The following is a 16,885-nucleotide window of genomic DNA, read 5'->3' on the forward strand; positions in this document are numbered from 1 at the left end:
CCCGGCATCCTCGGTCAGCCGACCTTGGCGCGCGCCGCGGCCTTCGTCCAGCGGGCCCCGGCGCCGCACTGGGGTCCCGTCCATAGCGTCAGGATCGCCCGCAGCGCGTCGGGCGACAGCGGCTTGACCAGGAAGTCGTCCATGCCCGCCGCCAGGCAGGCGCGGCGGTCGTCCTCGAAGGCGTTGGCGGTCAGCGCCACGATCGGCGCGGCCACGCCGTCCTCGCGCATCCGGCGGGCGGTCTCCTCGCCCGAGAGGCCCGGCATGCGCATGTCCATCAGCACCAGGTCGAACACCTGGGCCCGCGAGGCCGCCAGCGCCTCTTCGCCGCCGACGGCATGCTCCACCGCGCAGCCTTCCCGCGTCAGCAGGGCGCGCGCCAGCATGGCGTTGATCGGGTTGTCCTCGACCAGCAGGACGCGGGCGCCCGGCGCGGCGGCCGCCGCGATCCGCTCGTCCTCACGGGGGTCGTCCGGCGCGCTGGCCGCGCCGGCGGCGACCAGCACTCGCTCAGCCAGGGAGGCCCGCCGCAGCGGCTTGATCAGGTATCCGGCGAATCCCGCCTCCCGCAGGGCGGGGATGCGGTCGCGCTCGTCGGGGGCCAGCATGACGATCGCCGTGCGGCCGGGCGGCGGCGAAAGCTCGACGTCATATCCGGCGGCGTCGATCAGCAGCACGTCCTCTATCGCCGTCTTCTCCAGCACGTCGGCGACGTCCGGCGCGGTTACGGCCTGGCCGCCGCTGGCGCGTACCTGCCGACGCGCGGCTTCGCGCACGATGGGGTTCTCGGAGATCACCGCCACGGTGCGGCCCTTCAGCGGCGGCGGCGCGTCCGCCTCACCGACGGGGGCGAAGTGGGCCTCGAACCAAAAGCAGGCGCCGGCGCCGCCGATGGCGCCGCGCGCCGCCTCGACGCCGACCTCCCCGCCCATGGCGCGCGCCAGCCGCCGGGCGATGGCCAGGCCAAGGCCCGCGCCGCCCAGGTCGGCGTGGCTCGCCTCGGCCTGGGCGAAGGCCTCGAAGATCCGGTCGCGCGCTGAGGCCGAGACCCCGGGTCCCGTGTCCTCGACGGTGAAGCGCAGGCGGCCCGGTTCGGGCGCGGCGACCGCCAGCAGCACGCCGCCGGCTTCGGTGAACTTCACCGCGTTGCCGGCGAAGTTGAGCAGGATCTGGCGCAGCCGACCTTCGTCGGCGTAGACCCAGCCCAGGCCTGCGGGCGCCGCCCAGGCGATCTCCAGGCCCTTCTCCCGCGCTCGCGGCGACAGCAGCTCGCTGACGCCGCGCAGCAGGCTCTCCACCTCCATCGGTTCGGCGTGCAGTTCGACGCGCCCGGCGCCCAGCTTGGCGAAGTCGAGCACGTCGTTGACCAGAGTCAGAAGGTGCTGGCCGCTCTCGCGGAGCGCCGAGACATAGGCCTGCTGCTCGGCCGTCAGGCGAGTGCCTTCCAGCAGTCGCGCCATGCCCAGCACGCCGTTCAGCGGGGTGCGGAACTCGTGGCTCAGCGACGCCAGCTGCTCGGCGCTGATGTTGGCGCGCGTCGGGCGGCGTTCGGAAAGGGGTCTCAGCGGTCTACGCATCCGCCGAACTTGGCCCATAGCGCTTAACGGTCGGTCAAACGGCGGCAGAAGAACGCGGGCGTCGGGGCGAACTTCGCGCTAAAGTAGACGGAACGCCAAAGCCGTCGTTTATTAAGGCCGTCATGTCGATGCGTAACGACACCGCCAGCCATCCTGCCGAGCTGCTCACGCAGCGCGAGCGCGAATGCCTGCGCCTGGTCGACCAGCATTTGAGTTCGAAGCAGATCGCCCGCGAACTCGGCATGTCCAAGACCTCGGTCGACACCTATTGCGACCGCGCCCGGCGCAAGCTCGGCGTGCCCGACCGCTACGAGGCCGCGCGCCTCGCCCGGCAGCTCGATCTTAACCCTGTCCTGACCGGATCAGGACAGGACGCGATCAGGACAGACAATCCGCCCGACCCTTGGCTGGATGACCCCGCAACCAACGGGGGAGCCCATGGGCGACTGGCAGAACTTCGACAATCGAGCGGTGATCGGACGGGCGCTTCGCCTGCGCCGGGAGATCGACGACTTCGAGGCCCGCTGGCCGGCCTTGGCGAACCGCGAGGAGACGCTTCCGGGCTTCTCCTGGACGCAACTGGAGCGACAGCTCGTCGACCTGTCGGCGACGCCCGCCCAGGCGGACATGGCCCGGCACCTGGTTTCCGCCACGCGGAAGCTGGCGCCGTTCAAGCCGCCGGAGATGGTGTTGCGCGAGATCCTGTGCCTGACCTGGGTTCTCCTGGACGAGAACTTCCGGCCCGATACGGATCAGGACTTGTCGCGAATGAGCTAGGCCCAGCCGCGCGGCTCGGCGCAATCGTGGCCGTGGCGATCCTGACTGCCCTCGCCTTTGGCGGGATGCTCGCGGGACTCCACGCGCTTCAGAGCCTGGTCGCCTCTTAACCCAACGCCTGAACGGCGACGAAACCCTGTTTTGTTAAACCCTTAGGCGCGCCACGGCCCGTGGCGCGATGGAGAGAGCTCATGCTCAAGCAACGACGTATGGCCGCCGAGCAGATCGCCGGCGCCCTCTTCGAGGCCGAGGCTGCGATCGACGCCGCCCTCGCCAAGACCGCCCACCTGACCGGCGTGATGCCCAGCCTGCGCACCATGGCGGGCGCCTCCGCCCTCATCGGCCAGGACGCCGTCGAGCGCGCCAGCCAGGCCATCATGGCCCTGGCCGAAGCCCGCCGCGCCATCGTCGAGACCCACAAGGAACTCAGCGTCGCCCAGGGCCAGGTCGGCCTCGGCGCCGTGGCCCTCGGGGACGCGGGCGACAAGCCGGCGCCGACGGCCTCCACGCAAGAGGCCGGTCGCCGCCTGCGCGAGGTGCGGGCGGCCTAGTCGCCCGTTCCGCAACTCCGAAGTTTTTGCCATTGTGGGCCCTCGGCAAGACCGAGGGCCCTTTTGTTTTCCCAGTTCTTCTCGCTCGCCCACCTGCCGTGGACCCTCGCCACCCTGGCGATGTTCGCCGTCGCGATGTGTCGTGGCGGCCCGGACGAGCGGCTGGCGGCGAATACGGTGCTGATCGGCTGGCTGCTCAGCAAGATCATGTTCCGCTACCAAGGCCTGGAAACCGAATGGGGCGTGCTGGTCGTGGACATCGGCGCGCTCGCGGTATTCGTCTGGATCGCGTTGCGCAGCGCCCGCTACTGGCCTCTGTTCGCCGCGGGCTTCCACCTGCTGTCGGTGGTCACCCATATCGCGCGCATGGTCGATCCGACGGTCGGCGGCTGGGCCTACCTCACCGCCGGGATCATCTGGGGCTATCTGCTGCTCGCCACCATCGCCTACGGCGCCTGGACTTCGCCGCGCTACGCCCAGGCCGGCGCCGGGGCGCCCGCAACCGCCACGCGGCGGTAGATCAGCGCCTCGGCGACGTGGACGCGTCGCACCGACTCGGAGCCTTCCAGATCGGCGATCGTGCGGGCGAGCCGCAGGGTCCGCGTCCAGCCCCTCGCCGACAGGCCGCCCGCCTCAGCCGCCCGCGTGAGCAGCGCCCGCGCCGGGTCGTCCAGCGCCGCGGCGGCCTGCAGGAAGTCGCCATCGGCCTGCGCGTTCAGCGCCGCCCCGCCAAGCCGCTGGGCGCGCTCCGCCTGCAAGGCCCGCGCCCCGCTCACCCGCGACGCGGCCTCGGCCGTGCCCTCTGTGGGCCCCGGCAGGGCGAGGTCGGCGGCGGTCACTGGCGGGACCTCCACCTGCAGGTCGATGCGGTCCATCAGCGGCCCTGAGATCCGCCCCTGGTAGTCGGTCTGGCAGCGCGGCGCCCGGCCGCACGCGCCACGTCCGGGGCCGCCCTGGCCGCAGCGGCAGGGGTTCATCGCCGCCACCAGCTGGAACCGCGCCGGATAGCGCACGTGGGCGTTGGCGCGGGCCACCACCACCTCGCCGGTCTCCAGCGGCTGGCGCAGGCTGTCCAGCGCCTGGGCGCCGAACTCCGGCAGCTCGTCGAGGAAGAGGACGCCGTTGTGCGCCAGGCTGACCTCGCCGGGCTTGGCCTTCAGGCCGCCGCCCGTCAGCGCCGCCATGCTGGCCGAGTGGTGCGGGTTGCGGAACGGCCGCGCGCGGGTGAGCTGGCCCTTGGCGATCAGGCCCGCCACCGAATGGATCATCGACGTCTCGAGCAGCTCCTCGGACGTCAGCGGCGGCAGCAGACCCGGCAGCCTGGCGGCCATCATCGACTTGCCCGAGCCGGGCGGGCCGGAGAATAGCAGGTTGTGGCCGCCGGCGGCGGCGATCTCCAGGGCCCGCTTGGCGTTCTCCTGGCCCTTCACGTCGCGCAGGTCCGGCGTGCGCTCGTCGTCAAGCATCGGCCCGGGCTTCGGCGGCGCCAGGATCTGGGTTCCGCGGAAGTGGTTCACCAGCGCGATCAGCGAGGGCGCCGCCAGCACGCGGGTCTCGCCGGCCCAGGCCGCCTCGGGCCCGCACGCCTCGGGACAGATCAGGCCCAGTCCCTGCGCGCCCGCCGCCATAGCCGCGGGCAGGGCGCCCGCGACGGGCGCGATCCGGCCGTCCAGCGACAGCTCGCCCATCGCCGCCCAGCCCTCCAGCGCGTCGGGCGGGATCACGCCCATGGCAGCCATGACCGCCAACGCGATCGGCAGGTCGTAGTGACTGCCCATCTTCGGCAGGTCGGCGGGCGCTAGATTGGCGATGATCCGACGGCCAGGCATCGCCAGGCCCATGCCCGCGAAGGCGGCGACCACCCGCTCGCGACTCTCGGCCACCGCCTTGTCGCCCAGGCCCACGACGATGAACGCCACCGCCCCGCCGGTGAACTGAACCTGGACGTCGACGCGGACGGCCTCCACGCCCGAAAACGCCAGGGTCACCACGCGCGCCGCCATCCTCGTCCCCAGCCCCAAGCTGTTGTGGTCAAGCCAGACTTATCCACAAACCACAGCATGAAGCGTGGCCTGGATCAAGAACAGAAAAGGAACTTTTCGGGAAACCTAAAGGATACGGCGACTTGCAGGCGCCTTTTGATGCGCTCGCCGAACGTGGTGCGCTAAGCGCCTTTCCGGAGCGCCTCGATCCGCGTCCACATCACCTCGGAGGCGTCGACGCCGGTGAACCGCTTCAGGGCCACCGCGCCCGTGGGCGAGGTGACGTTGATCTCGGTGAGATAGTCGCCGATCACATCGATGCCGACGAAGACCAGGCCGCGGGCCTTCAGCTCCGGCCCGATGGTCGCGCAGATCTCGCGGTCGCGGGCGGTCAGCTCCACCGGCTCGGCCTTGCCGCCGACGGCCAGGTTGGAGCGGATCTGGCCCTTCTCCGGCACCCGGTTGATCGCCCCCACGGGCTCGCCGTCGACGATCAGGATGCGCTTGTCGCCCCTGGTCACGGACGGCAGGAACTTCTGCACGATCACCGGTTCGCGGCCGATCTGGGCGTGCAGCTCCAGCATGGCGTCGATGTTGGGGTCGTCGGCCAGGTGTCGGGTCACGCCCGAACCGCCGCGGCCGTTCAGCGGCTTCATGACGATATCGCCGTGGCGGGTCCGGAAATCGTAGATCGCGTCCCGGTCCTGGGTGATCAGCGTCGGCGGCTGCAGGCCGGGGAACTTCGTCACGAACAGCTTCTCGGGTGCGTTCCGCACCTCGCGCGGATCGTTCACCACCAGCACCCGCGGATGGATCGCTTCCAGGAAGAAGGTGGTGTCGATGTAGTGCATGTCGAAGGGCGGGTCCTGGCGGAGCAGGACCACGTCGAACTCGGTCAGCTCGGTCCGGCGCCAGGGGCCCAGCGTCGCGTGGCCGCCGGCCACCCGCTGCACCTGCACGTCGCGGCCGCGGGCGAACACCCGGCCGTCCTCCATCGCCAGCTTGTCGGTGGTGTAGACGAACAGCGAATGGCCCCGCGCCTGGGCCGTCTCCATCATCAGGAAGGTCGTGTCGCCCTCGATGTTCACGCCCTCGATGGGATCCATCTGGACGGCGACTTTCAGAGACATGCGCTTCCTCGGGCTGAACGGCTCAGGTCAGCGACATAGGCGCTGCGCACGTCGCGCGCTAGCGTCGGCCGACGGCGTCCGTCGGCAGCGTGTCCGCACGGACCCCGACCAGCACCAGCCGCCCGCCCGGCGTGACGATCACCGCATCGGGGCCCTCCTGGCGCACCTCATAGGGCACGCCCGGCTCCACGACGACGCGGTCTCCCTCGGCGGCGGAGAAGTCCAGCACGTGGTCGGTCCCGACGTCGGCTCGCGTGACGAAGATGTCCGGCCCCCGCCCGCCGCGCAGCACGTCGTCGCCCTTGTCGCCGCTGATCCAGTCGGCGCCCGGACCGGCGTCGATCCTGTCGCCGCCGGCGCCCGTGCGGATGATGTCGTCGCCGTCGCCGCCGTCGACGGTGTCGGGCCCCTGCCGGCCCAGGATGATCTCCGCGCGCGGGCCGCCCCGCAGGAGGTCTGGTCCAGGACCGCCGGTGATGGTCGGCATCGGGCCGCGGGGCCGCACCCGGGCGACCTCGTATTCGGCGGGCACGCGATGCGGCAGGTCCAGGGCCGCGGCGATGCGCTGCCGGGCGGTCAGGCTGGCCTCCGGCGCCGGGGCCATCACCAGCGGCAGCCCGTTCTCCACCACCTCCAGGATGACCACGTCGGGCTGGTAGCGCTCGATGAGGTCGTCGCGCCACGGGCCGTCCTGATTGTGCGCCAGCACGATGCGGCTGAAGTGCGAATAGAAGAACGGCAGGAAGGCGTTGGAGAACGAGTCCATCGTCATCAGCAGCACGGGCTTGCCCGCTTGGCCGGTGTCGATCACCCGCGGCTGGGTCCAGTCCTGGGAGGGCGTGAGCCACGTGACGCGCAGCCGGTCCTCGGCGGCCGGATCGGCGAGCTCGGGGTAGTCGACGTTCACGAAGCTCGCGACGCCCAGCATCAGGGCGAGATTCCTGGGCTTGTTCGGGTCGCGCTCGCGGACCTCGACGAAGTCGTCCAGCGGCCGCGGCCCCTCGGCCACGCCCAAGGCCTGCAGCCGACGCATCACGGCGGCATAGCCGTAATAGGCGCCGAGACCCGTCCAGTGGGTGTCGTTCGGCGTGTAGGTCTTCAGGCCCCAGCGGGTCGGCTGCTCCAGCGCTTCGTGCAGGTAGAGCACCTCACCCGCCTGGGAACTGGCCGCCAGCGCCGGCAGCAGCTCGGCCGGGCGGTTCAGGTTCGGCCCCTTGAACCAGCGGGGCCCGAGCTCGGGATAGACCGTCTCCTTGTCGGGAGCCGCCACGACGAGATAGGTCGCGCCGCGGGCCCGGAGCGCCTCGGTCCGGCCGGCCAGTCCCGCCAGCCATTGGCCCGCCTGGGCGTCGGTGTAGGCCGGGTCGTTGCGGGCCGAGCCCAGGTGCGTGCCGTTGTCGAAGAACAGCCAGCCGTCGCGGCCGACGATCACCTTCTCCGAGCCGCTGACGCCCAGCTTGGCGCGGAGGAAGTTGAGGCCCCCGATCAGGTGCGGTCGGGCCGGGAAGTGGTCCGCCACCCAGGCGTCCGCCGCCTGCGGATACTCGCGCAACGCCCGCCATGACGCCTTCAGCTCGGGCGCTGGGGCCGGGGCGCGGTTCTCGGCGAGGTCGGGCGCGGGCGCGAGCCTCGGCGCCAGGAAGCCGGCGGCCAGCACGGCGGCGCTCGCTCCCATCAGCCCGATCCAATGTGCGCGGAGGGACCGGGCCATCAGAACCGGAAGTACAGGAAGGGGTTGAGGCTGGAGCCCGCCAGGAAAGCGACCGAGAGCACCAGGCCCGCGATCAGCAGCGGCGTGGCCAGCACGTGGACGCCCTGGGTGTCGAGGCGGGCTTCCAGGGTGGTCGAGGCCTCGAGCCTTGGCGCGCCGAGGCGCTTCATGGCCCAGGGCAGGGCCGGGTAGGCGAAGACGCAGCCCAGCGCCAGCGCCGCCAGCACCTGGTTGTCCAGCGCCACCTGGGTGGCGAGCGGCAGGACGGTGAAGCCGGTCGGATCCACAAGCGCGCGCCAGTAGCCCAGCGCCTGCGAAAGGCTCTCGTCGCGGAACAGCACCCAGCCGGCCATCACCGCTAGCAGGGTGTAGGCGGTGGCGACCACGCGGGGCAGCCGCTCCAGCAGCCGGCCGACGCCGAACCGCTCGACCAGCAGGAAGCCTCCGTGAAAGAGGCCCCAGACCACGAAGTTCCACGCCGCGCCGTGCCAGAAGCCGGTGAGCAGGAAGACGACCAGCAGGTTGCGCACCGTCTTCCAGCGCCCGCCGCGGTTTCCGCCCAGCGGGATGTAGACGTAGTCCCGGAACCACGACGACAGTGAGATGTGCCAGCGCCGCCAGAACTCCGTCACCGAGCGCGCCATGTACGGGTAGTCGAAGTTCTTCGGGAAGGTGAAGCCCAGCATGAAAGCCAGGCCGATCGCCATGTTCGAATAGCCGCAGAAATCGAAGTAGATCTGCAGCGTGTAGGCCAGCATGCCCAGCCATGCGGTTCCGGCGTCCAGCGCGCCGGGCGACAGGCCAAACGCGTGGTCGGCCAGCGGGGCCACAGAGTTGGCGATCAGCACCTTCTGGCAGAGGCCGACGATGAAGTACTGGATGCCCAGCCCCGTCCGCCCGGTCTTGCGCCGGTCGGCGTGCAACTCGTCGCGGATGTGGGCGAAGCGGACGATCGGACCCGCGATCAGGTGCGGGAACATCAGGATGTAGGCGGCGAACCGGGTCAGGTCGCGTTCCACCTCGACCTGTCTGCGGTGAACGTCGAACAGGTAGCTGATCAGCTGGAAGGTGAAGAAGCTGATGCCGAGCGGCAGGCGCGGGTCGATGGCCGGCAGCGGATCGCCCGGCAGCAGCCCGTTGAGGTTGGCCGCGACGAAGCCTGCGTACTTGAACCAGCCCAGCACCGAGAGGTCGATGGCGATCAGGCCGCCCAGAGCCAGCCTGCGGCGGCCCGGCTCGGCCAGCCCGTCCAGCCAGCGGGCGCCGAGATAGTTCAGGCCGATCAGGCCCAGCAGCAGGAAGACGTAGGGACCCTCGCCCCAGGTGTAGAAGACGGCGCTTCCGGCCAGCAGAGCGCCCGTCCGCCAGCCGCTCAGGTAGTAGCCGAGCAGAAACAGCGGCAGGAAGTAGAAGATGAAGATGACGGAGCTGAAGACCATCCGCCGTTGCCGCGCCCCGCTCCCGAATCGCGGTCAGGATGGTGGCCGCCGTCTCCTACGGCAAGGTTAGTTGAGACGGAGCCTGACCCGCTCGCGATGCGCCCGGGCCGCCAGCGCCGCGCCGCCGTCGATGGAGCTTGCCCGCTGCAGCGCCTCCAGCGCGCCGGTCAGTGCGCCCTGGCCCTCGCGGGCGGCGGCGACGTCCAGCCACGGCCGGTGGTCAGCGGGATCGAGCAGCGCCCGGCGCAGGGCGGCGCGCTCGGCGCGGGGATAATCGCGGACCGCGCTGGCGCGGGCGAAGATGATGTTCTGCAGCCGCATCAGGACGGCCCGGTCGCTCACCGGCGCCATCAGCCGGTCGAGCCGGTCGGCGACGTTCGGGGTCAGGCCGGCGTGCAGCGCCCGCCGCGTCAGCTCGGACGGCAGCACCACGCGGCCCTCCGAGAACGGGTCCAGCGCGAGCGGCCCCTCCTCGGTTTCGATGCGCAGCAGGAAATGGCCTGGGAAGTCGACGCCCTGCACCGTCAGGCCGCAGCGGCGGGCGGCGTGCAGGTAGAAGATCCCCAGGGTGACCGCCAGGCCGCGCCGGGTCTCGGCGACGGTGATGATGTCGGCGTTGCCCAGGCCTTCGGTGGCGAACAGGTCCCCGCTCAGCCGCAGGTCGCCCGCCATGCTTTCGGCCAGCGCCTCCTCGGCGCTTTCCCGCTTCAGCCGCTCGGTCAGACGCTGGACGCCCGCCTGGGCAAGGTCGCGCGCCACGCCCGGATCGCGCGCGGGATCCTCATGCACCGCGCAGGCGATCGCCGCCTCCAGCAGCGGGAACTCGCCCTCGGGGGCGGCGCCTGCCTCCAGCAGGATCGTCTCGGCCTCTTCGCGGTCCATCCGTGGTGAAACTAGAATCCTCAGGCGCCCTTCCAGGCGTCGGGAATATGCATAGGAAGTCGTCCCGGCGCGAGGGCCAGAAGGTCGAGGCGAACCGACGCACCTTTGAGCCCCGGCCGCCGCGCGGCCAGGGTTGCGCCGGCCCGGCGCAGACGGTCCCGCTGGTCGTGCCGGACGGCGTCGAGCGCGGCCTCGAGGCTGGCCCGTCGCTTGACCTCCACCACCGCCAGAACGGTCCCGCGGACGGCGAGCAGGTCGATCTCGGCCTGCGGCGTCTTCAGCCGGAAGCCGAGGATGCGGTAGCCTCTGAGCATCAGCCACAGCGCCGCGACGACCTCTCCCCGCCGGCCGGAGACGCGGGCGGCGGCGCCCCGCGCGCCGCGTTCGGCGAGGCGGCCGCTCACCGTTTCAGCTCCAGCGCCCGGCGGTAGAGGTCGCGGCGCGGAAGGCCCAGCGCCTTGGCCACCTCGGCCGCGGCGTCGGCGGGCTTCAGCCGGCCGAGCGCCTCGGTCAAGGCCGCGTCGGCGTCGGCGGCGGTGGCCTCCGCCTCGCGGCCCGGCCCCACCAGAACCACCAGCTCGCCGCGCGGGGCTTCGAACTGCGGATCGGCGGCCAGCTCGGCCAGTCGCCCGCGCACGATCGTCTCGTACAGCTTGGTCAGTTCGCGGCAGACCACCGCCTCGCGCTCAGGGCCGAGGACCTCAGCCATGTCCGCCAGGCTGTCGGCCAGCCTCGAGCCGCCCTCGAAGAACACCAGCGTCGCCCGCACGCCTGCGATCTCGGCCAGGAAGGTCTTCCGCGCGGCGGACTTTGGCGGCGGGAAGCCCGCGAACAGGAAGCGGTCGGTCGGCAGGCCCGAGGCGGCCAGTCCGGCCAGCAAGGCGGACGCGCCGGGGATCGGGATCACGGGGAAGCCCGCCTGCGCCGCCTCGCGCACCACGCGGTAGCCGGGATCCGACACCAGCGGCGTGCCGGCGTCGGAAACCAGGGCCACCCGGCCGCCATCGGCCAGCACGCTCAACGCCCGCGGCGTCGCGCGGCCCTCGCCGTGTTCGTCGCAGCGTTCCAGCTTCGCCGAGAGGCCGAACGCCTGCAGCAGCTTGGCCGAGACACGGGTGTCCTCGGCCAGCACCAGGTCGGCCTGGGCCAGGACGTCCAGTGCCCGGAGGGTGATGTCCCGCAGGTTCCCGATCGGCGTCGCCACGACGTAGAGGCCGGGCGCGAGCGGGGCGTCATTGAGGGTCGGCGGGGGCAGCGCGCGGGCCATGGATCGAGGCTTCGCCGCTCCGGGCCCTGATGGCAAGCCGCATCGCTGGAGTGTGCGCCCGGGACTAGGCCTCCGTCGCGAGGGCGGTCGTCAGGCTGTCCAGCACACGCCCGCCGGCCGGCGTGGCCCGCAGACGTTGAGCGTCGTCGGCCAGCAGCGCCAGCTCGACCAGGCGGCGCACGATCGGGCTATCGGGTGTGAGGCCCAGCGCCGCCACCTCCTCGAACGCCACCCCTTCGCCGACCCGCAGCCCGCCCAGCAGCCGCTCCTCGGCCACGTCCTGGGCGGTCAGGAGCTCGCGGTTGGTCCGACCCGCGATGTAGTCGGCCGGCCGGTCGGCGGCGGTGGTGGCGAGCCGGCCCTCGGGCGTCGTGATGCGCCCGTGCGCGCCGGGGCCTGCGCCGACGTAGTCCTGGCCGCGCCAGTAGACGAGGTTGTGCCGCGAGCGGGCGGCCTCGCCGCGCGCATGGTTGGAGACCTCGTAGGCCTCGAAGCCCGCCGCCTCGAGCACCGCCTGCGTGGTCTCGTAGAGTTCCGCCGCCGGCTCCTCGGCGGGCGGGACCAGCAGGCCGCGGCGCACGGCCCGATCGAAGGCGGTGCCGTCCTCGATGGTGAGCTGGTAGGGCGAGACATGCTCGGCGCCCAGGTCGACGGCGGCGCGCAACTCGTCCGCCCACGCCTGCGGCGTCTGGTCAGGCCGGGCGTAGATCAGGTCCACCGACAGCCTGGGAAAAATCCCCGCCGCGGTCTCGGCGGCCCGGCGCCCCTCGGCCGCGTCATGGTTGCGGCCCAGCAGCTTCAGCGCCCCATCGTCCAGCGATTGCAGCCCTAGCGACAGCCGGTTCACGCCGGCGTCCCGAAAGCCTTGGAAGCGGTCGGCCTCGGCGTCGGTCGGATTGGCCTCCAGGCTGATCTCCAAGTCGGCCGCGGGGATCCAGAGCCGGCGTGCGGCGGCCACGATCTCGCCGGTCCAGTCCGGGTCCATCAGCGACGGCGTACCCCCGCCGAAGAACACGGAGACCAGTTCGCGCGGCCCGGTCAGTTCGGCCTGCGCCTCGAGGTCGCGCACGATCGCGCGGGCCAACTCGGCCGCCTCCGCCTCGCGGCCGCGGGCCTTGTAGACGTTGAAGTCGCAGTACGGGCAGATCCGCGCGCAGTAGGGCCAGTGGACATAGACGCCCAAGGGAATCCCTTGGGGCGGGCGGTTCGTCACAACAGCGCCGCCTTCAGCTTGGCGAAGGCCCGTGCCCGGTGGCTCATCCCGTCCTTCACCGCCGGCTCCAGCTCGCCAAAGGTCTGGTCCATGCCCTCAGGGACGAAGATCGGGTCGTAGCCGAAGCCCCTGTCGCCACGCGGCGGGAATACGAGGGTCCCATCGATGCGGCCTTCGACGACCACGGCCGGTCCGCCGGGCCAGGCCACCGCAAGCGCCGAGGTGAACCAGGCCGAGACGTCCTCCGAGCCGGCCTCCTCCAGCCGCTCCTCGACCTTCCTCATGGCCAGCGAGAAGTCCTTGGACGGCCCCGCCCAGCGCGCGGAATGGATGCCGGGCGCGCCGTCCAGCGCCGTGACCGACAGGCCGCTGTCGTCGGCGAGCGCCACCAGGCCCGAGGCCTCGGCGGCGTGCCGGGCCTTCAGCAGCGCGTTGCCGACGAAGGTGGTCTCCGTCTCGTCCGGCTCGGGCAGGCCGAGTTCGCCCGCGGTCACCAGCTCGAAGCGTCCTTCGAGGATCTCGGCCAGTTCCTTCACCTTGCCCGGGTTGTGGGTCGCCACCACCAGCCGGGTCCCGGGCTCCAGTCGCAGGGCCATCCGCTTAACTCCGTCTTTACGCGCGGCGGACCATAGCGCGCCCCCGCCGTGCTGCATTGCGAAAGTTTAATAAGGTTACGCCCTATTCACGTGATCGAAAAACGATGCGGGCGTATCGATAATCACGACAAGTAAGCGTGTCCTATCCACCCACGATGCTGCAACGCAGCATTACTCAGACAGGAGAGTTCCGATGTTCGCCAACGTCATGTCCTTCGTCGACCGCACCGCCATGACCTTCGCCGTCGTGCTGGGCGCCGTCCCGATGCTGGCCATCGCCGCCGCTCAATTCTAGGCTCGGCGCATGGGGTTCGTCAGATCCGCTCCGGCCGCCGCCCGAAGGCCGGCCTGAGCGGGTCCGGACGAGAAGCAACGGGGATGTTCCACGCCATGCGCGCCTTGGGTCCGGGCTCGGTTTCCAGCTTCCTGAAGATCATCCTGGACGTCGTCTTCGTCATCCTGTGGGTGCTTCTGGCGGCGGTCGCCGTCATCACGCTCGCCGCCGTGCTGCTGAGCTTCAATCCCGACCTGCTGGCCGGCGTCACGCTCGACTCCGAGGCCGGCGAAGTGGTCCGTCGCGGACCCGTCCTCGCCACGGGGCTCGCCGCCCTGGCCGTCTATCTCGCCGGCGTCCTCGTGATCGTGGGCTGCCTGCGCCGCATCTTCGCCACGCTGACCGCGGGCGATCCTTTCCATCCCGACAACATCGCGCGCCTGCGCCTGATCGGCCTGATCCTGGCGGCGCTGGAGCTCGGCCGGTACGCGCTCTGGGCCGTGGGAGCCTGGGTGCTGCCGGGCGTCACCGACGTGGAGCCCAACTTCAGCCTCACCGCCTGGTTCTCTGTCCTGGTGGTCTTCGTGCTGGCCGAGGTGTTCCGCGAGGGCGCGCGCCTGCGCCGCGAAGCCGAGCTGACCATCTGACATGCCGATCCGCGTCAATCTCGACCGAGTCCTGCTCGACCGGCGCATGTCGCTCACCGAGCTCGCCGACCGCGTCGGCGTCACCATCGCCAACCTGTCGATCCTGAAGACCGGCAAGGCCCGCGCCGTGCGCTTTTCGACGCTCGCCGCGCTGTGTCGCGAGCTGGACTGCCAGCCGGGCGACATCCTGGTCTACGAGGCCGGCCCCGACGATCCGCCCGACGACGAGCCGGAGTGACCGGGGGGCCGAGCGGCGAGGGGCAAGTTAGCCCACCGCCGCCCGCTGCAGCTCGCACAGCTCGCCGATGCCCTTGCGGGCCAGGCTGAACAGGGCGTCGAACTCGGCCTGCGAGAAGCCGCGCTTCTCGCCGGTCGCCTGCACCTCGACGATGTCTCCGTTGCCGGTGAGCACGAAGTTGGCGTCCGCCTCGGCGTTCGAGTCCTCCTCGTAGTCGAGGTCCAGCACCGGCGTCCCGGCGAACACGCCGCACGAGATCGCCGCCACTTGGTCGAGGATCGGGTCTTTCGCGATCACGCCTTCGTCCAGCAGGTATTTCGTCGCCAGTCGGAGCGCGACCCAGGCTCCGGTGATCGAGGCCGTCCGCGTGCCGCCGTCGGCCTGCAGCACGTCGCAGTCGACGGTGATCTGGCGCTCGCCCAGCGCCTTCAGGTCGGTGACCGCCCGCAGCGACCGGCCGATCAACCGCTGGATCTCCTGCGTCCGCCCCGACTGCTTGCCGGCCGCCGCCTCGCGTCGCCCCCGGGTGTGGGTCGCCCGCGGCAGCATGCCGTATTCGGCCGTCACCCAGCCTTGGCCCTTGCCGCGCAGGAAGCCCGGCACGCCTTCTTCCAGGCTCGCCGTCACCAGCACCTTGGTGTGGCCGAAGCTCACCAGGCACGAGCCCTCGGCATAGCGCGTGACGTTCGTTTCCAGCGTGACGGCGCGGAGCAGGTCGGGCGTGCGTTCGGACGGGCGCATGGCGGGAACTTCCGGAATGGCTTCGGCGCCTTGCGCCGATGGAGGCCGCGCTTATCCTAAACCTGAGAGGCGCCGTCCATGGGCGCCGCAACCCGCATCGCACGCCGACGTGACAAATCCGTTCCTCGCCCGCGGGCCGACGCTGACCGAACTGGACGAACGCGCCCGCGAAATCTTCCGGCGCATCGTCGAGAGCTATCTGGAGACGGGCGAGCCGGTCGGCTCGCGCACCCTCTCCAAGGGCGGCCTGCCGCTTTCGCCGGCGTCCATCCGCAACACCATGCAGGACCTGACCCAGCTCGGCCTGCTGGGCGCCCCGCACATCAGCGCCGGCCGCCTGCCGACGCACGCGGGGCTGCGCCTGTTCGTCGACGGCCTGCTGGAGGTGGGCGACGTCGGCGAGGACGAGCGGCGCAACATCGAAGCCCGCCTGATGGCGCACGGCCGCAACTACGAGGACGCGCTGAACGAGGCCTCCAAGATCCTCTCCGGTCTTGCAGGAGGCGCGGGCGTCGTCGTCACCCCGGTCCGCGAGGCCGGCGTCACCCACGTGGAGTTCGTGCCGCTGTCGGGGGAGCGCACGCTGGCCATCATGGTCTTCGACGACGGCACGGTGGAGAACCGGCTGATCCGCCGCCCGATGGGCGTCACGCCGTCAGCCCTGCAGGAGGCGTCCAACTTCCTCAACGCCCGCCTGCGCGGCCGCACCCTTGCCGAGGCCAAGGTCGACCTGCGCGCCGATCTGGACCGCGCCCGGCGCGAACTCGACGAGACCGCGGCCCGGCTGGTGGAGGACGGACTGGCGGCCTGGGGCGGCGGCGAGGACGACGAGCGCGCCCTCATCGTCCGCGGCCGCGCCAACCTGCTGGAGGACGCCGAGGCCATCGAGGACCTCGAGCGCGTCCGCTCGCTCTTCGAGGACCTGGAACAGAAGGAACAGCTGATCCAGCTGCTGGACGGCGTCCGCGACGGCCAGGGCGTGCGCATCTTCATCGGCGCCGAGACCCGGCTGTTCTCGCTTTCCGGTTCCGCCGTGATCGCGGCGCCCTATATGACGGGGTCGCAACGGGTGGTCGGCGCGATCGGCGTGATCGGCCCCACCCGGTTGAACTATGCCCGGGTCATCCCGTTGGTGGATTACACCGCCCGCGTGCTTGGCCAGGTGATGAACGCATAAGACCAGGTAGGACATGTCCGAAGACAACACCTCGCCCGAAACCAACGGCTCCGACGGCTTCGATTTCGACGTCGCCGAGCTCGAGGCGCTGAAGGCCGAGAACCAGGCGCTGAAGGACCAGGTGCTCCGCTACGCGGCCGAGGCCGAGAACACCCGGCGGCGCGCCGAGCGCGAGGCCAACGATGCTCGCGCCTACGCCATCCAGAAGTTCGCCCGCGACCTGCTGGGTGTGGCCGACAACCTCGACCGGGCCATGACGGCCTCGCCGGCGGATCACCCCGACGCCCCGGTGAAGAACTTCGTCGTCGGCGTCGAGATGACGGCCAAGGAGCTGCTGGGCGCCTTCGAGCGCAACGGACTGAAGAAGATCGACCCGGCCAAGGGCGAGAAGTTCGACCCCCACAAGCACCAGGCGATGATGGAGCAGCCCGGGACCGACGTGGCTCCCGGCGGCGTGATCCAGGTGCTGCAGGCCGGCTATGAATTGCTGGGCCGCCTGGTGCGCCCGGCCATGGTCGTGGTCGCCGCGAAGGGCGCCGGCGGCGGGTCGCAAGGGGGCGGCGGCGATGGCCAGCCGAACCCCTACGCCGCCAACGAAGACGGCGATGCGGGCGGGTCTGTGGATACCCGCGCCTAAACCGCGTCCCGGCCCCTTCCCCCGAGGGGGATTTTGGCTAATGTCG

At 71.2% G+C, this 16,885-nt stretch carries 19 protein-coding genes and 1 pseudogene; 8 read left to right on the top strand and 12 right to left on the bottom strand.

The window, feature by feature from the left end:
• Positions 1-14 precede the first annotated feature (14 nt).
• Together ACO2Q0_RS08520 and ACO2Q0_RS08525 are read right to left on the bottom strand one after the other, a co-directional pair.
• Positions 15-1,577 (bottom strand): response regulator, encoded by a 1,563-nt coding sequence (locus ACO2Q0_RS08520; protein ID WP_423351067.1) that lies wholly within the window; start codon positions 1,575-1,577, stop codon positions 15-17.
• Positions 1,578-1,600: 23 nt separating this feature from the next.
• Positions 1,601-1,786: a hypothetical protein gene (locus tag ACO2Q0_RS08525; protein ID WP_423351068.1), complete on the bottom strand. Its 186-nt coding sequence runs from the start codon at positions 1,784-1,786 to the stop codon at positions 1,601-1,603.
• Between ACO2Q0_RS08525 and ACO2Q0_RS08530 the strand changes: the two are divergent.
• The 4 genes and pseudogenes from ACO2Q0_RS08530 to ACO2Q0_RS08545 all read left to right on the top strand — a co-directional run.
• A pseudogene (locus ACO2Q0_RS08530) lies at positions 1,787-1,846 on the top strand (hypothetical protein); the annotation flags it as partial.
• A 169-nt stretch (positions 1,847-2,015) separates the two neighbouring features.
• Positions 2,016-2,354: a hypothetical protein gene (locus ACO2Q0_RS08535; RefSeq protein WP_423351069.1), complete on the top strand. Its 339-nt coding sequence runs from the start codon at positions 2,016-2,018 to the stop codon at positions 2,352-2,354.
• Positions 2,355-2,545: 191 nt separating this feature from the next.
• The gene (locus ACO2Q0_RS08540; protein WP_423351070.1) at positions 2,546-2,905 is read left to right on the top strand and encodes a hypothetical protein; all 360 of its coding nucleotides are present in this window, start codon (positions 2,546-2,548) and stop codon (positions 2,903-2,905) included.
• Positions 2,906-2,968: 63 nt separating this feature from the next.
• Entirely contained in the window at positions 2,969-3,424 is a 456-nt protein-coding gene (locus tag ACO2Q0_RS08545; protein ID WP_423351071.1) for a hypothetical protein, read from the top strand.
• On the opposite strand, the gene ACO2Q0_RS08550 is transcribed toward ACO2Q0_RS08545, so the two are convergent.
• The 9 genes from ACO2Q0_RS08550 to rdgB form a co-directional block, all read right to left on the bottom strand.
• On the bottom strand, positions 3,376-4,908 hold the full coding sequence (locus tag ACO2Q0_RS08550; protein ID WP_423351072.1) for a YifB family Mg chelatase-like AAA ATPase: 1,533 nt from the start codon (positions 4,906-4,908) through the stop codon (positions 3,376-3,378). The genes ACO2Q0_RS08545 and ACO2Q0_RS08550 overlap by 49 nt on opposite strands.
• Positions 4,909-5,069: 161 nt before the next feature.
• The gene (gene gshB, locus ACO2Q0_RS08555; RefSeq protein ID WP_423351073.1) at positions 5,070-6,017 is read right to left on the bottom strand and encodes a glutathione synthase; all 948 of its coding nucleotides are present in this window, start codon (positions 6,015-6,017) and stop codon (positions 5,070-5,072) included.
• Positions 6,018-6,075: 58 nt separating this feature from the next.
• Positions 6,076-7,728, bottom strand: coding sequence for an alginate O-acetyltransferase AlgX-related protein (locus tag ACO2Q0_RS08560; protein WP_423351074.1), 1,653 nt, complete (start codon positions 7,726-7,728; stop codon positions 6,076-6,078).
• Positions 7,728-9,167 (bottom strand): MBOAT family O-acyltransferase, encoded by a 1,440-nt coding sequence (locus ACO2Q0_RS08565; RefSeq protein WP_423351075.1) that lies wholly within the window; start codon positions 9,165-9,167, stop codon positions 7,728-7,730. The genes ACO2Q0_RS08560 and ACO2Q0_RS08565 overlap by 1 nt, the downstream gene beginning before the upstream one ends.
• A 66-nt stretch (positions 9,168-9,233) precedes the next feature.
• Positions 9,234-10,049 (bottom strand): transglutaminase family protein, encoded by an 816-nt coding sequence (locus tag ACO2Q0_RS08570; protein WP_423351076.1) that lies wholly within the window; start codon positions 10,047-10,049, stop codon positions 9,234-9,236.
• A gap of 20 nt (positions 10,050-10,069) precedes the next feature.
• Positions 10,070-10,453: a YraN family protein gene (locus ACO2Q0_RS08575; RefSeq protein ID WP_423351077.1), complete on the bottom strand. Its 384-nt coding sequence runs from the start codon at positions 10,451-10,453 to the stop codon at positions 10,070-10,072.
• Entirely contained in the window at positions 10,450-11,316 is an 867-nt protein-coding gene (gene rsmI / locus ACO2Q0_RS08580) for a 16S rRNA (cytidine(1402)-2'-O)-methyltransferase (protein WP_423351078.1), read from the bottom strand. Before rsmI ends, ACO2Q0_RS08575 begins: the two co-directional genes overlap by 4 nt.
• A 64-nt stretch (positions 11,317-11,380) precedes the next feature.
• Entirely contained in the window at positions 11,381-12,499 is a 1,119-nt protein-coding gene (hemW, locus tag ACO2Q0_RS08585; RefSeq protein ID WP_423351079.1) for a radical SAM family heme chaperone HemW, read from the bottom strand.
• 26 nt (positions 12,500-12,525) lie between these two features.
• Positions 12,526-13,125 carry an RdgB/HAM1 family non-canonical purine NTP pyrophosphatase gene (gene rdgB / locus ACO2Q0_RS08590; protein ID WP_423351080.1) on the bottom strand — a complete coding sequence of 200 codons (600 nt, stop codon included), beginning with the start codon at positions 13,123-13,125 and terminating at the stop codon, positions 12,526-12,528.
• A gap of 390 nt (positions 13,126-13,515) precedes the next feature.
• On the opposite strand from rdgB, the gene ACO2Q0_RS08595 reads away from it, so the two are divergent.
• Entirely contained in the window at positions 13,516-14,046 is a 531-nt protein-coding gene (locus tag ACO2Q0_RS08595; RefSeq protein WP_423351588.1) for a DUF2975 domain-containing protein, read from the top strand.
• Between the two features lies 1 nt (position 14,047).
• Positions 14,048-14,284: a helix-turn-helix domain-containing protein gene (locus ACO2Q0_RS08600; protein WP_423351081.1), complete on the top strand. Its 237-nt coding sequence runs from the start codon at positions 14,048-14,050 to the stop codon at positions 14,282-14,284.
• Between the two features lie 27 nt (positions 14,285-14,311).
• On the opposite strand, the gene rph is transcribed toward ACO2Q0_RS08600, so the two are convergent.
• Positions 14,312-15,025 (bottom strand): ribonuclease PH, encoded by a 714-nt coding sequence (gene rph, locus ACO2Q0_RS08605; protein WP_423351082.1) that lies wholly within the window; start codon positions 15,023-15,025, stop codon positions 14,312-14,314.
• Between the two features lie 109 nt (positions 15,026-15,134).
• On the opposite strand from rph, the gene hrcA reads away from it, so the two are divergent.
• Complete coding sequence (gene hrcA, locus ACO2Q0_RS08610) at positions 15,135-16,202, top strand: heat-inducible transcriptional repressor HrcA (protein ID WP_423351083.1); 1,068 nt, start codon at positions 15,135-15,137, stop codon at positions 16,200-16,202.
• A 13-nt stretch (positions 16,203-16,215) separates the two neighbouring features.
• A complete protein-coding gene (gene grpE, locus ACO2Q0_RS08615; RefSeq protein WP_423351084.1) occupies positions 16,216-16,839 on the top strand; it encodes a nucleotide exchange factor GrpE in 624 nt (207 codons plus the stop codon).
• Positions 16,840-16,885: the final 46 nt, after the last annotated feature.

It is taken from the genome of Phenylobacterium sp. VNQ135, assembly GCF_049445735.1.
In the GTDB taxonomy this organism is placed as follows: Bacteria; Pseudomonadota; Alphaproteobacteria; order Caulobacterales; family Caulobacteraceae; genus Phenylobacterium.

Excerpts from the sequence above, each read along its gene's own strand:
- ACO2Q0_RS08540 (WP_423351070.1), top strand. The coding sequence starts at position 2,546 with ATGCTCAAGCAACGACGTATGGCCGCCGAGCAGATCGCCGGCGCCCTC.
- ACO2Q0_RS08520 (WP_423351067.1), bottom strand. The coding sequence starts at position 1,577 with ATGCGTAGACCGCTGAGACCCCTTTCCGAACGCCGCCCGACGCGCGCC.
- grpE (WP_423351084.1), top strand. The coding sequence starts at position 16,216 with ATGTCCGAAGACAACACCTCGCCCGAAACCAACGGCTCCGACGGCTTC.
- ACO2Q0_RS08565 (WP_423351075.1), bottom strand. The coding sequence starts at position 9,167 with ATGGTCTTCAGCTCCGTCATCTTCATCTTCTACTTCCTGCCGCTGTTT.
- ACO2Q0_RS08600 (WP_423351081.1), top strand. The coding sequence starts at position 14,048 with ATGCCGATCCGCGTCAATCTCGACCGAGTCCTGCTCGACCGGCGCATG.
- ACO2Q0_RS08525 (WP_423351068.1), bottom strand. The coding sequence starts at position 1,786 with ATGCTGGTCGACCAGGCGCAGGCATTCGCGCTCGCGCTGCGTGAGCAG.
- rph (WP_423351082.1), bottom strand. The coding sequence starts at position 15,025 with ATGCGCCCGTCCGAACGCACGCCCGACCTGCTCCGCGCCGTCACGCTG.
- gshB (WP_423351073.1), bottom strand. The coding sequence starts at position 6,017 with ATGTCTCTGAAAGTCGCCGTCCAGATGGATCCCATCGAGGGCGTGAAC.
- ACO2Q0_RS08595 (WP_423351588.1), top strand. The coding sequence starts at position 13,516 with ATGCGCGCCTTGGGTCCGGGCTCGGTTTCCAGCTTCCTGAAGATCATC.
- ACO2Q0_RS08535 (WP_423351069.1), top strand. The coding sequence starts at position 2,016 with ATGGGCGACTGGCAGAACTTCGACAATCGAGCGGTGATCGGACGGGCG.
- rdgB (WP_423351080.1), bottom strand. The coding sequence starts at position 13,125 with ATGGCCCTGCGACTGGAGCCCGGGACCCGGCTGGTGGTGGCGACCCAC.
- ACO2Q0_RS08560 (WP_423351074.1), bottom strand. The coding sequence starts at position 7,728 with ATGGCCCGGTCCCTCCGCGCACATTGGATCGGGCTGATGGGAGCGAGC.
- ACO2Q0_RS08550 (WP_423351072.1), bottom strand. The coding sequence starts at position 4,908 with ATGGCGGCGCGCGTGGTGACCCTGGCGTTTTCGGGCGTGGAGGCCGTC.
- rsmI (WP_423351078.1), bottom strand. The coding sequence starts at position 11,316 with ATGGCCCGCGCGCTGCCCCCGCCGACCCTCAATGACGCCCCGCTCGCG.
- ACO2Q0_RS08570 (WP_423351076.1), bottom strand. The coding sequence starts at position 10,049 with ATGGACCGCGAAGAGGCCGAGACGATCCTGCTGGAGGCAGGCGCCGCC.